The sequence below is a fragment of the Haemophilus influenzae genome (assembly GCF_019703545.1).
GTDB lineage: Bacteria > Pseudomonadota > Gammaproteobacteria > Enterobacterales > Pasteurellaceae > Haemophilus > Haemophilus influenzae_E.
Window position 1 is genome coordinate 1,855,351 of the sequence record NZ_AP018771.1, and the last position, 15,860, is coordinate 1,871,210.

The following is a 15,860-nucleotide window of genomic DNA, read 5'->3' on the forward strand; positions in this document are numbered from 1 at the left end:
TATTAGATAAACTAATACGCCACTATGCTAACGGGTTTTTAAATCCATAGTCAATTTGTTATTCCAAAATTTATTAAAACATCAATCTACTAAAATACCCTATAAATAATATACCTATTAATGATTAATTGATTTGGCTCAAGTAAAACTTCTATACAAAGATTATAATTAACTCGTTTTAGTTATTTTTCAATCTGACTGTGGGGGAACGATATAATGAGTAACTTTAATCAAATAAGTCGCCGAGATTTTGTCAAGGCGTCATCTGCGGGAGCTGCACTGGCAGTTTCAAATCTTACTTTACCTTTCAATGTAATGGCTAAAGAGACACAACGCCTCAATGAAAATAATCAAGAACGTATTGTTTGGAGTGCTTGTACAGTAAACTGTGGTAGCCGTTGTCCATTACGAATGCACGTAAAAGATAACCGAATCACTTATGTGGAAACCGATAATACGGGGACAGAAACATATAATCTTGATCATCAGGTTCGTGCTTGTCTACGTGGACGTTCTATGCGTCGTCGAGTATATAACCCAGACCGTTTAAAATATCCAATGAAACGTATAGGTAAACGCGGAGAAGGCAAATTCAAACGAATCAGTTGGGATGAGGCTTTAACTGAAATTGCAGACGCATTGAAACGCAATATCAAAAAATATGGCAATGAATCAATTTATTTAAACTATGGTACGGGAACACTCGGTGGCACAATGGCTAAATCTTGGCCACCTGCATCCACTATGATCGCTCGTTTTATGAATTGTATTGGTGGATATTTAAACCATTATGGTGATTACAGCACCGCACAAATTGCTGTCGGTTTAGATTATACCTATGGTGGTGGTTGGGCATTGGGAAATGGAATGGCTGACATTGAAAACACCAAATTAATAGTGTTATTCGGTAATAATCCTGCAGAAACTCGTATGAGTGGAGGTGGTTTAACTTATTGTATTGAACAAGCCAAAGCTCGTTCCAATGCCAAAATGATTATTATCGATCCTCGTTATAATGATACTGGTGCAGGGCGTGAAGATGAGTGGATCCCAATTCGTCCAGGCACTGATGCAGCCCTCGTTTCTGCCCTTGCTTATGTAATGATTCAAGAAAATCTCGTGGATCAACCTTTCTTAGATAAATATTGTGTTGGTTATGATGAAAAAACATTACCTGCGGATGCCCCTAAAAATGGTCATTATAAAGCCTATATTTTAGGTTATGGTGATGATGGTATCGCTAAAACCCCTGAATGGGCGGCTAAAATCACTGGTATTCCAGCGGAGAGAATTATTAAACTCGCACGTGAAATTGGCAGTACAAAACCCGCCTTTATTTCCCAAGGTTGGGGGCCTCAACGTCGTAGTAATGGAGAATTAATCTCTCGTGCCATTGCAATGTTACCAATCTTAACGGGTAATGTTGGAATTCACGGTGGTAACACTGGTGCTCGTGAAAGTGCGTACAGCATTCCATTTGTGCGGATGCCAACGCTGAAAAATCCCGTGAAAGCAAGCATTCCAATGTTTTTATGGACAGATGCAATTATTCGCGGCACAGAAATGACCGCACTTACAGATGGTATTCGTGGTGTTGATAAATTATCTTCCCCCATTAAAGTAATTTGGAATTACGCAAGTAACTGTTTGATTAATCAGCATGCACAAATCAATCGTACCCACGATATTTTACAAGATGATACCCAATGTGAAATGATCATTACTATTGATAATCATATGACATCTACTGCCAAATACAGTGATATTTTATTACCAGATTGTACAACTTCAGAACAAATGGATTTCGCTTTAGATGCCTTTGTATCCAATATGGCCTATGTCATTTTTGCAGATCAAGTGATCAAACCATCTTTTGAATGCAGACCTATTTACGATATGTTGAGTGATTTAGCTGAGAAAATGGGCGTAAAAGAAAAATTTACTGAAGGAAGAACACAAGAGGAATGGTTACGCCATATTTATGAGCAATCTCGAGAAAAATTACCTGAATTACCTACTTTTGAAGAATTTAGACAACAAGGTATTTTTAAAAAGGTTGATCCTAATGGCTTTAAAGTTGCATACAAAGATTTCCGTGATAATCCAGAAGCCCATCCACTTAAAACGCCATCTGGCAAAATTGAAATTTATTCTTCTCGTCTAGCTGAAATAGCAAAAACTTGGAAATTAGCAGAAGATGAAGTAATTCATCCTTTACCAATTCACGCCCAAAGTTTTGAGCATTACGGTGATCCATTAATGGAAAAATATCCGTTACAACTAAGTGGTTTTCACTACAAAGCAAGAACCCATTCAACTTATGGCAATGTGGATGTATTAAAAGCAGCTAATCCACAAGAAGTTTGGATGAATCCTATTGATGCAGAACCTCGTAATATTAAAAATGGCGATATGATTCGTATCTTTAATGATCGAGGCGAAGTACGTATTAATGTAAAAATTACCCCCCGTATTATTCCAGGGGTTGTGGCATTAAGCGAGGGGGCTTGGTATGCACCAGATAAAGATCGTATCGATCATTCAGGTTGCATTAATGTACTTACGACACAACGCCCATCACCGCTTGCGAAAGGTAATCCGCAACATTCTAATTTAGTTCAAGTGGAACGTTTGTAGGGGGATAATTATGGAACAATATGGTTTTTATTTTGATTCTGAACGCTGCACAGGCTGTAAAACTTGTGAATTAGCCTGTAAGGATTACAAAGATCTTGGCACAGAAGTCAATTTTCGTCGTATTTATGAATATACAGGTGGTCAGTGGAATCAACAAGCAGATGGATGCTGGCATCAAAATATATTTGCTTATTATATGTCTATTTCTTGTAATCATTGTGCAGATCCTGCTTGTACAAAAGTTTGCCCAACTGGTGCAATGCACAAAAATGCAGATGGTTTCGTGATCGTCAATGAAGAAATCTGTATCGGTTGTCGTTATTGCCATATGGCATGTCCTTATGATGCACCGCAATATGATGCACAAAAAGGTCATATGACAAAATGTGATGGATGTTATTCTCGTATAAAATCAGGTCAAAAACCGATTTGTGTTGATGCCTGCCCACTACGCGCATTGGATTTCGCTCCTATTGATGAACTTCGAGCAAAATACGGCACTCAAGCCTCCATCGCACCACTACCACCGGCTGATATCACTCAACCAAATTTAGTGGTAAAACCCAATAAATACGCTCGTTTAAGTGGCGATACAAGTGGGTTCTTAGGAAACCCAAGAGAGGTGTAAGATGAATACAGGATTATATGAACTGCCATTAGTATTTTTTACAGTTTTGGCACAAAGTGCGGTCGGTGCTTGGCTTGTTTTCACATTTGTACTATTAAATGAGAAAAATACAAAAAGTCGCACTTATATTCATAAAGTAATGTTTGTGATTTTGGCTTTGCTAGGTATTGGATTTATTGCTTCTATTATGCATCTTGGCTTACCTATACGTGCATTTAATTCACTTAATCGAGTCGGCTCATCAATGATGAGTAATGAAATTGCCGCTGGTGCAATATTTTTCACATTAGCAGGTTTCTACTGGCTGATTGCAATTTTAGGTAAAATGCCAGTTTCACTTGGAAATGTATGGCGAATTGTGACCGCCCTTATCGGCATACTATTTATGTATGTAATGAATCAGGTTTACCATATTACAAGCATACCAACTTGGAATAATGCATTAACCTCCTGGTCATTCTACCTTACCGTTGTATTAGGTGGATTAACATTGAGCTATGCGTTATTAATCCCTAATAAACAACGTGAATATCAGCTTCAGCATCTGCCAAGTTTATTCGCCATTGGGGTATCATTGGTCGCAATAGTAGCCATATATCAAGGCTTCAATTTACACAATATTCACAGTGCTATTCAAAATGCCGCTGACCTCGTACCAAATTATGCCATAATGACCGTAACTCGCTTATGTTTACTTTCCATTGTAGCTTTCCTCTTATTCCGAGTGAAAAACATAGGACTATTAGGTATTTCCGTTCTATTAACGTTAGTAGCTGAAGGCATCGGTCGCGTATTATTTTATGGATTACATATGACTTACGGCATGGCGATTGGTGGTTAAATTATGTTGAGGCGTATAGCATACGCCTCAATTTTTAGAAACGTTAATTAGTAATATTTAACCAACCCTCATATCCCCATTCACTAATGACAAATTGTTTTCGGAGATACTATGCAAAATACTCTTCAACAAATTTCTATTTATGGGCGTTTACTCGGTGCAGTATTTTACTATGAGCCTAATGATGCACGACTTACTGATATTTTGACATTCTTTCGCCAACCAAATTGGATGCAAGAATGGGAAATTTCATTTGATGTAAAAACACATAAAAAAATTACCGCACTTATTGAAAAAGGGCTGCAACAAAATATCACTGAACAATATCAGTATTTATTTATTGGTCCAAATGAATTACCTACGCCACCTTGGGGATCTGTATATCTTGATCCTGAATGTGTTATTTTTGGTAATTCTCTCTTAGCATTACGCGATTTCTTACAACAACATCAAATCGCATTTCAAACACAACAAGATGAACCAGAAGATCATATTGGCTTAATGCTAATGCTTGCTGCATATTTAGCAGAAAATCGACCGCACTTATTAATCGAATTTTTACGTGAACACTTCTTAACTTGGGCGTATCATTTCCTTGAACAACTAAGCAAAATAGAAAATTCTGATTTTTATCAAGCTCTTGCATTACTTACCATAAAAACTTTACAACAATGGCAAGTAGATTTACATATTAATGTACCAACAGTAAGATTTTATCGATAATGAAAAACGAAGCCTATTATCAGGCTTATTTAAGCCACCATCACATTTCTCGTAGAGGACTATTGCGTCATGTATTTCCAGCTACAAAATCAACAATAGAAAAAACGCAGTCTCGTCCTCCCTTTTCAGCACGAGAAGATTTATTTTCCGCCGTCTGCAATGGTTGTGGGGAATGCGCTTCAGCTTGCCCTAATGGTTTAATTCAACTAAAACAGCAACAAGCCACCCTTGAAATTGACTACGCACCTTGTGATTTGTGTGGTAAATGCGCAGAAGTTTGTCCGACAAATGCACTACATCCTAATTTTCCAGCAGATACATTACTTCGTCCACAATTTTCCTCAGCCTGTTTAATCCTACAAAATCAAACCTGTCCAGACTGCCAAACCGCTTGCCCACAACAAGCAATCTCCAGCACTTTAGAGATTGATAATGAACGTTGCAATGGGTGCGGAGAATGTAAAATTACCTGTTTTGTCGCAGCCATTACACTTAAATAAAAAACCTTAATTTTCCACCGCACTTTCCTTCTAACATTTGACCCCCCTAGCCCTTACACCTATTATTCCGTAGTTATTTATTTAAGATTTACAGAACAAAATAATTATAGTGAATAAAACCGCTCAACTTAAACAAGCTCTAGAAAATCGCATTCTCATTTTAGACGGTGCGATGGGGACGATGATCCAAAAATATAAACTGACCTAAACCGATTTTAGAGGCGAGAAGTTTAAGAAAAGTGCGGTCGATTCTGTCGCAGAATGGTACACTTGGCCAGTGGGAGAACTTTTAAAACACGCCCTTGTGAAAGGGATTACCACTTGCCAAACATTACCAAGCCCACTAGATGTGATTGAAGGCCCGTTGATGGCTGGCATGGACGTAGTCGGCGATTTATTCGGCGATGGTAAAATGTTCCTGCCGCAAGTGGTAAAATCGGCGCGCGTGATGAAACAATCCGTGGCCTATTTAGAGCCGTTTATCAACGCCACCAAATAAAAAGGTTCAAGCAACGGTAAAATGGTGATTGCCACCGTGAAAGGCGACGTACACGACATCGGCAAAAACATCGTAAGCGTGGTGTTGCAATGTAATAACTTTGAAGTGATTGACTTGGGCGTGATGGTGCCTGCAGATAAAATCATTAAAACTGCTATTGATGAAAAAGCGGATATCATCGCATTAAGTGGCTTTAGTGGTGAATGGGCAGATTACGTGCCACCAACGCCAAAATAAACGGGCATTGTGGAATTTAAAAACGTGCCGATTGCCGAGCTGCGTAAATTTATCGACTGGTCGCCATTCTTCCGTATTTGGGGCTTGATGGGCGGCTATCCGGATGCCTTTGATTATCCTGAAGGTGGCAAAGAAGCACGTAAAGTATGGAATGATGCGCAAGTGGTTTTAGATGAATTAGAGCAAAACCACAAACTCAACCCAAGCGGTATTTTAGGCATTTTCCCTGCAGAACGTGTGGACGATGATGTTGTGCTATTCTCTGATGAAGAACGCACGAAAACAATTGGCACCGCTTACGGCTTACGCCAACAAACGGAACGTGGTAAAAACAGCAAGAGCCCATTTAACTTCTGCTTAAGCGACTTTATCGCCGATCGCGAAAGCGGTAAAAAAGACTGGTTCGGCATGTTCGCCGTCTGTGCGGGTGTTGAAGAAATGGATTTAGTAGAAGGCTATAAAGCTGCAGGCGATGACTACAATGCTATCTTACTACAAGCTGTGGGCGACCGCTTAGCTGAAGCAATGGCGGAATACCTACACTTTGAGCTACGCACCCGCATTTGGGGCTACACGCAAGAAGAATTCGACAATCAAGGTTTAATCAATGAAAACTATGTCGGCATCCGCCCAGCACCGGGCTACCCAAGCTGCCCAGAACACACGGAAAAAGCCTTGATTTGGGATTTATTAGAAGTGGAACAACGCATCGGCATGAAACTCACCGAAAGCTACGCCATGTGGCCTGCAGCCTCCGTCTGCGGTTGGTACTTCACCCACCCTGCAAGTAACTATTTCACTTTAGGTCGCATTGATGAAGACCAAGCTCAAGATTATGCCAAACGTAAAGGTTGGGATGAGAGAGAGATGATGAAGTGGTTGGGGGTGGCGATGAAGTAGAACAAATAAATTTAAAAGTTACTCGAGGTTTTCGAGTAACTTTTACGCATTTAATTATTAATAATTTCTGCTTTAGATATACCAGATGTTTTCATTTTAATTCCCCAAGGATATTTTCTTTCAGAGCCTTTTTCATATTGATAAACAATAATTTCAGGCAAATTTCTATTGTCATATATTCTTCCTAGGTTAAAAGAGACGCTATTCTGTGCAGCTAAAATAAGATGGACTTTTTTAGCACCCTTTGCTGATAGCGCTTGGAGCAATTCAAAGAAATTCCTCTGTAAATTAATATGAAACTGCTTATCCCAATGATTATTTATATTTATATTTTTAATTTTAATGCTTGATATTGGATATTCAGGAAAAGAATTTTTTATTTCATCATAGTTTATAGGATAAGAACAAGCTATAACAACTATACTATCCCCATCTTTATTACCTTTATTTTCAGAAAACATAACATTTTCATCAGAATCTATTTTATTATTAATTTCTTTCCATGCTTTACTTTCTCTATCATAATCAAAAACAGTTATATCGTATCTGTCATCAAGCTCCATCCCTGTGTAAAAAGAAAAAGGAACAGATACTAAGCCAGCATAATATAAATCAGAATCATAATGTGAGTCTTTTACAGTATCAATAAATCTACAAATTCCTTTATCTATTTCTTCTAAAGCTTTATCAACTTCTTTTACCTGATTATTCTCCATATATTGATGTATATCTATTTTTATGATTGGTATATTTGATTTTATTTTTCTAGTTAATGAAGATGTAATATTTTCCTCCAAAACATTAAGTAAACCAGATTGATATAATGCTAATTTTATTCTGCTAGAAATTTTAGACTCATTCTTATATATTAAAAACATAGCAAATAATATCATTACAATCCCTAAAGGAGCCGAATAATAATATGCCGTAGAATATTCAATTTCTACACTAGATAAATAAGGAATATACTCGCCTAATGATATTTTTATAATAAATATGACTAATGATCCAGCGCCTAAAATAAGTCCAGATCCTATTTGTAAAAGTAAGGTAACAGGAGTTTTTTTTCTAAGTAAGTACTCAAAAAATATAAACAATAATTTTCTCATTAAAATATGTTCCTTGTTTAAATTGGTACATCAATAGTTTCACGAGCTATACAAACACTATTTCTAATAACGTAGCATTCAACATAATGCTCTCCGCTAAAGTCTGAGTGTTCTTTCTTGAGAGTAGAACCTTTTTCAATTTGTCCCCTTATCCCCCTTCTGTCAGCTTCTTCTCCAACATTAAGAACTTTCCAATAAAAATCACATCCAATAAAATCTTCAACATTTTCTACTCGAAAAACTAATTCTCTCCCTTTTGGAATTAATTTTAAACTACGATCAAATCTCGAAATTACAGAATAAATCAAAGGGCTATAATTAGATACCTTTAGAGAGAGATTCAATGGTTTCATCTCTTTTGATAAAGAAAACTTATCTTCAATAAATTCTTCAGTTGGTAAATTAGTATTCTCTGGAATAGGAAAATCTTGTCCAAAATGTTTTCTCATTTTTTTACAAGCATCTTCAACTCTTTTATTTTCATTTCTTGTTTCCTCAAGATCATCCTTAAGCTTACGTAATTTAGCCCTTAAATCGTTAGCTTGAGCATCAGTCAGATTTCCAAGCAAATTACTATATGGGGGTGTTGGCAATAAAATGTTTTTACGGAATATTGCATAATCTAGTTTACCTAAAAACTTAACCAAAGCTTCAACATCATTTGGGTTATCTTTCTCATTATTATAAAATGATGGCTCAAAATCATAATATGCCGCAACAGTAATAGCTATACTTGGTAGATTTTTATGATTTAATCGATTAGACCGCCACCGTTTCAATGCTCGAATACACCTTTTATACTAGGCTTTTTCTGCATCATTTGTAAATTTATTCTTAATTTTATTTACTAGATCTTTAGGCTCTGCTAATTCCCATCTTAGCTCTTCATCGTTAGGAGATTTTCCTCTTGCAAAATGAATCCTCCCACTTTTATCTTCTTTATAAATAGCAAAATCGACATGGTATTTATCCTTTTCACCTGATGTATATTGAACTGTAACGCAAGGCCGCTTAATCTTTACTGTTCTATTTTGATGTTGTAAAGCGATATAAACTTTATTTTTTATGTCATAAGGACAATTAAAAACGTTATTATCGGATTCTTTTAAAATAATTCCGACATCTATGTCAAAATCTCCATCCTCAGGTTTTACACCAGTTCCCATTCCGTAACTACCTTGATTAAAATGATCAAAATCTAGATGAAGATGATCTTCCAAATTAGAAATTAGAGTATCTCTCTTCTCTTTTAATTCAAAATTATACTTATATCCTGTTCTAATTCTTTCATTAAATTGTTCAAAGTATTTTTGTATATTAGCCATTAGTTACCCTTGGTTCATAAAAGTAAGTAAATAAATTTTAAGTATATAATTATAAAATTTACTAATTCAAGCCCTGATAAAGATTATTTTAATCTGGTAATGCCCCACGATGGCACAAGCGTCCTCTCTTGTGCCTATCAACTAAAAGTGCAGCCAAAAAATCCAAAGAATTTCGAATATTGGTTCTACCGACGGTTATGGGTAAAATTCGCAATGTTTTTATTAAGCAGCACCTGCGTGGATGCTGGCGCTATCTTTCCTTATTAGCACAATCTGTTGGTGCACGCTTCCTAGCGTGTACCTAATTTCACTAAAAAACACTTCAAAAACTCACCGCACTTTATTCACTTTCTAGGGCACATGTTAGGAAACGCGCGCCAGCATAAGCGTTAAACACTAAAAGTGCGGTGAAAATTTTCAGCGTTTTTAGATTTACTGCAGCAACCAATCCACCACATAAATCACTTCAATCCCATCAATCTCTGTTTGTTCGTAATATTTCCCCGTAATTAAAGTCTTTTTATAGTTATCTTTAATATGCAAAAGATTATCTGTTTCGTGGGTATTTTCAGGGATTTCAAAAGCGACTTGTACATATAAAATTTCATCAGCTTTTCGGGCGATAAAATCAATTTCTTTGCTGTCGAGTTTACCCACATCAACGGTATAACCTCGTCTAAGCAATTCAATAAAGACAATATTTTCTAGGCGATTGGCATAATTCGCACCTTTTTTGCCGATAGCGTGTCGTCTTAAACCGTTATCCACAATAAAATATTTGGCATTGGTTTTTAAATAGCCTTTTCCGCGAATATCGTATTGTTTTGCTTTATAAAAAAGAAAGGCATTTTCTAACAAATCAAGATATTTGCTTATGGTGTGATTTGAAGTGGGAACACGTTCGGACGTGAGCGTGTTGCTAATTTTGCTTGGATTCACCAACTGCCCTACGTTATCCGCTAAAAAGAGAATTACACTTTTAAGAATATGCGTGTCTTTCACTCCAGCTCGGTGGGCAATATCATTTAGCACGATGGAATCAAAAATACCCGATAAAATCGTTTCTTTTAAAGGCTCATCAGCCATCACAACGCTGGGGAAACCGCCATATTTTTCATATTCCGAATAGAGTTTATCGACCAATCTTGATTGGCTATCCACATTTTTGGCGTGCAAAAATTCTTTGAAAGAAAGCGGGTAAATTTTGATTTCTACATACCGACCGCTTAACAACGTCGCAAGCTCACCGGAAAGCAAGTTGGCATTGGAACCTGTAATCACTATATCGGTGTTAAAACTTACGCGAAGCGCATTGACGATTTTTTGCCAACCTTCCACAAACTGAATTTCATCAATCAGAAAATAGATTTTCTCTTGAGAAGACGGCATTTTTTCTTGAATCAGCTGTTGAAAATCTTGAGCGTCTTTCACCCATTGATATTCAAAAGATTCAAAATTGAGATAAAGAATATTTTCGGAAGCAATGCCTTGTTGTTGAAGGTAATCACGGTATTGCATGAGTAGCACCGATTTACCGGAACGACGAACACCCGAGATGACTTTGATAAAATCAGTATCTTTAAATTGAATCAGTTGCTGTAAATAATTTTCACGAGAGATCATAGTTTTACTTATTGGAAGTTTATTTCATATTTTTAAAAGTATACGGAAATTGGAAGTTGATTTCCATATTATTTGTTTCCTGATGCATTTGGAATTACATTTCCAGTTTTTATTTCGGTTTTTTAGTCTCATTCCAATCCCTTGCACAATCCCCAATTTCCGCTATCATACGCGCTTTCTTATTTTTCGGAATTTTGTATTTATGAATAAATTAAAGATGGCATTGCTTGTTGTTTTCCTTGTGAGTTTATTTGCTTGTACCACAATACATCAGCCGAAAGAGACTGTTAAATCTCGATTTTTAAAGAATAATAGATTAAATAAGATTTCTATCATTAATATCTATACAACATAAAAATTCATTAAATCTCTCTTGATATTCTCCCTATAATGGTGTTAAATCGCTCACATATTGTGAGGTTATATCTAATTAAAGTTATGTGTCAATTACTCGGAATGAATTGTAATACGCCAACGGATATTGTTTTTTCTTTTGAAGGTTTCCGCCGTCGTGCAGGTTTAACAGATTGCCATTCAGATGGCTTTGGAATCGCTTTTTTTGAAGGACGTGGTGTACGTATTTTTCGTGATAATCAAGCAGCCAGTCTTTCCCCCATCGCAGATTGTATAAAACAATATAATATTAAATCTCTTAATGTTATTGCGCATATTCGTAAAGCAACACAAGGCGAAGTCAATATTGAAAACACCCATCCGTTCATTCGTGAAATTTGGGGACAAAACTGGGTTTTTGCGCATAATGGTAATTTAAAAAACTTACCAGATATGACAGATCATTTTTTACAGCCAATAGGTTCTACAGATTCTGAAGCTGCTTTCTGTTATATGGCTGAATATCTTAAAAATACTTTCCGCAAAAAACCAAGTGAAATGGAAATTTTTGAAGCAATTCAAAAAGTAACAAAAGAACTTGCTCAACACGGTACGTTTAATTTCATTCTTTCTAATGGCGAGTGGATGATTGCACATTGCTCAACAAACTTACATTATGTTATGCGAAAAGCACCTTTTGGCAAAGCTCACCGTATTGATGATGATGGAGTAATTGATTTTAGCTATTATGCAAAAGCAGGAGATAAGGTCAATATCATCACAACATTTCCTTTAACCAAAAATGAATCTTGGACAAAAATGGAAAATGGTGGATTTGTGTTTTTTAAAAATGGAGAGAAAATCGCCGAAGTTATTGGGACGCCAAAAGAAGCGATTGATGATGGTACTTTAGGTAATAGGACAATAAATTCTGCTATTTAAATGTCAATGTAAATAAACTTCCCCTTATTTTTATAAAAGAATTTTATATCTTTTATAAGAATTATAAAAATCAAAAACCTCTAAAAACGAAATAAAAAGGTAAGAATAGAAAATACTATTCTTACCAACTAAATCTTCAATATTTTTATAAAGCAATATTCAAATAAGGAATATGAATACCTAACCAGCGATAATCCAAAGTCTCCCTAGAAGATCAAGCATAAAATTGTTTAAAAACAATAAGATAAACACAACGACCATCGGAGAAAAATCAATCATTCCTAATGTAGGTAATAATCGACGGATTGGTTTTAAAAGTGGTTCGGAGAGTTGATAAAAGGCATAACTTATAGAATTATTACCTCGATTAAACCAACTTAAAACAGCCCCAATAAAAAGCACATAGAAAATAGCTAAACCAATGCTTTTCAATACAGTTAATACACCCAATACTAAGAGTACATTTACTGATAAGCCAAAATAAATAATACCTTTTAACATACCAATAATAAATACAAGCAGTAATGCGGAAGTATCAATATTTTTTACCGTTGGCATAACTTTACGCAGAGGTTTTAATACTGGATCAGTCATTTTTACCGCAAATGTTGAAACAGGGTTGTAATAATCCACACGAGCAAACTGCAACCAAGCTCGTAAGATTAATACAAGTGCGTAAAGATTAATAATTGATCCGATAAATAATGCGGTTTGGGATAATTCCATCATAACCATCCTTTTCTTCTAAAATAAATATATGGTGTCAGTGCGGCTGCGATCATTAATCCAATTGCCATTGGATAGCCATATTTAAAATGTAATTCAGGCATAAAATCAAAGTTCATACCATAAGTGGATGCAACTAATGTTGCAGGAAGGAACATCACAGAAACAACTGAGAAAAATTTCATAATTTTGTTCTGTTCAATATTGATGTAACCCATTGCAGCTTGCATTAAAAAGTTTACTTTTTGGAATAATGATTCATTATGCGGTTGCAAAGATTCAATATCTCGTAAGATTTCTCGTGCTTGTTCTAACTGATTAGTTGGTAAGCGAGTTTTACGAACCAAGAAACCTAATGCACGTTGAGTATCCATCAAGCACAAACGAACTTTTGAGCTCGTATCTTCTTGTTCCGTGAGTGTATTTAATGCTTCATCAAAGGCTTCATCTTGTTTTCCGTTTAAAATAACGCGACTTAACTCTTCCAAATCTGCATAAATATTTTCAATCACGTCCGCTAATTGCTCAATTTTCGTTTCAAATAAATCCAGTAAAACTTCATAGGAATTGCATTCTAACAAACGCTGGCTACGTGAACGCATACGATATAAACGAAATGCGGGTAGCTCGCGATCACGCAACGTAAATAAACGACCATCACGAATAGTAAAAGCAACGCTCGCTAAATCAGCATAATTGTCTTCATCTTCGCAATAAAAAAATGAGTGAAGGTGTAAACCATCTTCATCTTCAAAGAAACGGGCGGAAGCTTCGATATCTTCCAGTTCTAGAAAAGATGCTAGGCTCTGACCTAAGCCTTCTTGTAGTATTTCACGTTCTTCGCCTGTCGGCTCAAGTAAATCAAGCCAAATGGCAGTATTGAGATCAGTTTGGTCTTCGTCAATACGAACCAAGCGGGAATCATTGATAGCAAACGCATTGATCATTTCATACTCCTTATAGGATTATGAACAGCTAACAGTGAACAAATTAAAGAAGAAACGAAAGTGCGGTAAAAAATCGCAAAGTTTTCGTTAAGAGATGCCGAAACAACGGTAAATTTACCGGCGAACGCACGCCGATAATAAAAGGCGGGCGTCTAGAGCGATATTCGGTATCGACTATGACTGTCCAAAGTGTGTGTCCTTCTCGTTAAAAAATCGGGCGAATGTTACGCTTGAAAGCGGTGTTCGTCAAGTTTTATCAAAAAACTATGGCAACATTTCGCCCTTATTTGAAAAACTAATCTCTAAAATTATTAAATTGGAATGGCTGACCTAATTCAGCACTTTTTACAAGTTGAATCACTGCTTGTAAGTCATCGCGTGACTTACCTGTCACACGCACTTGTTCGCCCTGAATTTGAGTTTGAACTTTGATTTTAGAATCTTTTACTAATTTAGTAATTTTCTTCGCCATCTCTGTTTCAATACCCTGTTTAAGTTTTATTTCTTTACTGTAAAGTTTACCGTGGTGTTCGCTTTCTGCTGGAATATCTAAAGAACTGTGCTCAATACCACGTTTAATACAAGATCCAATTAAAATCTCAATTAATTGTTCAAGTTGGAAATCAGATTCTGTAGTAATTTTAATCGTTTCATTTTTTTCATTTAATTCAATTACCGCTTCGACACCACGAAAATCATAACGCGTGCTAAGCACACGGTTGGCATTTTCCACTGCATTACGAACTTCGTGTAAAGTAATTTCAGAAACAATATCAAAAGATGGCATAGTCTTCTCCCGTTTTATTAAATTCGATCATTGGCACTTAAAAGGCATAAAAGTGCGGTTAAGTCGGCGAAGTTTACCACAATTTGCGCTTGTTGTTGCACTTTAGGTTTAGCATGGAACGCAACACCTAGCCCCGCCACATTCATCATTGCCAAGTCATTTGCCCCATCGCCAATAGCAATAGAATGTCGTGAATCAATACCGTATTCCTCTAACAAATGTTGCAATGTTTTAGCTTTATATTGGGCATCAACCACATCACCTTTAACTAATCCTGTGAGTTTTCCATCTTCAATATCAAATTGATTTGATGCGGCAAAATCAAACTGTAATAAGGCTTTCAAATAATCCGCAAAATAAGTAAATCCGCCTGAAGCAATTGCAGTTTTCCAGCCATATTTTTGTAAGGTTTGGATCGTTTCAACTAATCCAGGCATTAGCGGTAAATTCTCTCTAACTTGCTGTAAGATACTTTCTGGCGCACCTTTTAATGTACCCACTCGACAACGCAAACTTTGCTCGAAATCCAACTCGCCTCTCATTGCACTTTCCGTAATCGCAGAAACAAGTTCGCCAACACCCGCTAATTTCGCAATTTCATCAATACACTCAATTTGAATAGCGGTAGAATCCATATCCATCACCAACAACCCTGCTTGAGACAATTTAGGGCTGAAATCTAATTTAGCAATATCCACTTCAACATCGTGAGCAAATTTAATGAAATCAGAAAACCATTGACCTTTCAATAAGACGATAATATTTTTCGCTACCATCCAAACATCAAAAATCTGAAAATTTTGACCGCACTTTTGTTGAAATTTTTCTAGCTTAGTTATGTCCAACTTTGTGCCGTATAAGATAAAAGGTTCCCCGTTCTGTATAGGCTCCTCATTAGCCAAAAGTGCGGTAGGAAATTGTGGGTATTTTTGTGTAATACTTTCGAAACGTTGAATTTGCATAAAAATCCTGTAAGTTGTGGCGACTAAAAAGATTTTAACCGATGTGAATTGAAAAAGTGAAAATAATTAAAGAAAAACTACTCAATGATACTTGCAACGATTATTTCGCTAAGACTAGCGATATTTGGCGTTATCTTATTT

The 15,860-nt window shown here is 36.2% G+C and carries 14 protein-coding genes and 2 pseudogenes; 8 read left to right on the forward strand and 8 right to left on the reverse strand.

The window, feature by feature from the left end; translation table 11 throughout:
* Window positions 1–216 precede the first annotated feature (216 nt).
* The 6 genes and pseudogenes from K6J66_RS09335 to K6J66_RS09365 form a co-directional block, all read left to right on the forward strand.
* On the forward strand, window positions 217–2,637 hold the full coding sequence (locus tag K6J66_RS09335; protein ID WP_038440062.1) for a DMSO/selenate family reductase complex A subunit: 2,421 nt from the start codon (window positions 217–219) through the stop codon (window positions 2,635–2,637).
* A gap of 10 nt (window positions 2,638–2,647) precedes the next feature.
* Window positions 2,648–3,265, forward strand: coding sequence for a DMSO/selenate family reductase complex B subunit (locus K6J66_RS09340; protein ID WP_038440063.1), 618 nt, complete (start codon window positions 2,648–2,650; stop codon window positions 3,263–3,265).
* Window position 3,266: 1 nt separating this feature from the next.
* Window positions 3,267–4,106: a dimethyl sulfoxide reductase anchor subunit family protein gene (locus K6J66_RS09345; protein ID WP_005690803.1), complete on the forward strand. Its 840-nt coding sequence runs from the start codon at window positions 3,267–3,269 to the stop codon at window positions 4,104–4,106.
* A 111-nt stretch (window positions 4,107–4,217) separates the two neighbouring features.
* Window positions 4,218–4,829 carry a Tat proofreading chaperone DmsD gene (gene dmsD, locus K6J66_RS09350; RefSeq protein WP_005686307.1) on the forward strand — a complete coding sequence of 204 codons (612 nt, stop codon included), beginning with the start codon at window positions 4,218–4,220 and terminating at the stop codon, window positions 4,827–4,829.
* A complete protein-coding gene (gene napF, locus K6J66_RS09355) occupies window positions 4,829–5,329 on the forward strand; it encodes a ferredoxin-type protein NapF (RefSeq protein ID WP_005656004.1) in 501 nt (166 codons plus the stop codon). Before dmsD ends, napF begins: the two co-directional genes overlap by 1 nt.
* A 214-nt stretch (window positions 5,330–5,543) precedes the next feature.
* Window positions 5,544–6,965, forward strand: a pseudogene (locus tag K6J66_RS09365) (vitamin B12 dependent-methionine synthase activation domain-containing protein); the annotation flags it as partial.
* Between the two features lie 50 nt (window positions 6,966–7,015).
* Here K6J66_RS09365 and K6J66_RS09370 read toward each other — a convergent pair.
* From K6J66_RS09370 to K6J66_RS09385, 4 genes are all read right to left on the reverse strand, one after another.
* Complete coding sequence (locus tag K6J66_RS09370; RefSeq protein ID WP_038440064.1) at window positions 7,016–8,074, reverse strand: SAVED domain-containing protein; 1,059 nt, start codon at window positions 8,072–8,074, stop codon at window positions 7,016–7,018.
* Between the two features lie 17 nt (window positions 8,075–8,091).
* Window positions 8,092–8,853, reverse strand: coding sequence for a nucleotide-binding domain-containing protein (locus tag K6J66_RS09375; protein WP_110442720.1), 762 nt, complete (start codon window positions 8,851–8,853; stop codon window positions 8,092–8,094).
* Between the two features lie 21 nt (window positions 8,854–8,874).
* Window positions 8,875–9,399, reverse strand: coding sequence for a cyclic GMP-AMP synthase DncV-like nucleotidyltransferase (locus tag K6J66_RS09380; protein ID WP_110442719.1), 525 nt, complete (start codon window positions 9,397–9,399; stop codon window positions 8,875–8,877).
* A gap of 432 nt (window positions 9,400–9,831) precedes the next feature.
* Window positions 9,832–11,022 (reverse strand): ATP-binding protein, encoded by a 1,191-nt coding sequence (locus K6J66_RS09385; RefSeq protein ID WP_038440065.1) that lies wholly within the window; start codon window positions 11,020–11,022, stop codon window positions 9,832–9,834.
* A gap of 49 nt (window positions 11,023–11,071) precedes the next feature.
* Between K6J66_RS09385 and K6J66_RS09690 the strand changes: the two are divergent.
* A pseudogene (locus tag K6J66_RS09690) lies at window positions 11,072–11,335 on the forward strand (hypothetical protein); the annotation flags it as partial.
* Between the two features lie 125 nt (window positions 11,336–11,460).
* Window positions 11,461–12,297 (forward strand): class II glutamine amidotransferase, encoded by an 837-nt coding sequence (locus tag K6J66_RS09390; RefSeq protein ID WP_005647819.1) that lies wholly within the window; start codon window positions 11,461–11,463, stop codon window positions 12,295–12,297.
* Window positions 12,298–12,477: 180 nt separating this feature from the next.
* On the opposite strand, the gene K6J66_RS09395 is transcribed toward K6J66_RS09390, so the two are convergent.
* From K6J66_RS09395 to serB, 4 genes are all read right to left on the reverse strand, one after another.
* Complete coding sequence (locus K6J66_RS09395; protein ID WP_038440066.1) at window positions 12,478–13,023, reverse strand: YggT family protein; 546 nt, start codon at window positions 13,021–13,023, stop codon at window positions 12,478–12,480.
* Window positions 13,023–13,970 (reverse strand): magnesium/cobalt transporter CorA, encoded by a 948-nt coding sequence (corA, locus tag K6J66_RS09400; protein WP_005655990.1) that lies wholly within the window; start codon window positions 13,968–13,970, stop codon window positions 13,023–13,025. Before corA ends, K6J66_RS09395 begins: the two co-directional genes overlap by 1 nt.
* Before the next feature lie 295 nt (window positions 13,971–14,265).
* A complete protein-coding gene (locus K6J66_RS09405; RefSeq protein ID WP_005651674.1) occupies window positions 14,266–14,757 on the reverse strand; it encodes a YajQ family cyclic di-GMP-binding protein in 492 nt (163 codons plus the stop codon).
* A gap of 17 nt (window positions 14,758–14,774) precedes the next feature.
* A complete protein-coding gene (serB, locus tag K6J66_RS09410; RefSeq protein ID WP_038440067.1) occupies window positions 14,775–15,719 on the reverse strand; it encodes a phosphoserine phosphatase in 945 nt (314 codons plus the stop codon).
* Window positions 15,720–15,860 lie beyond the last annotated feature (141 nt).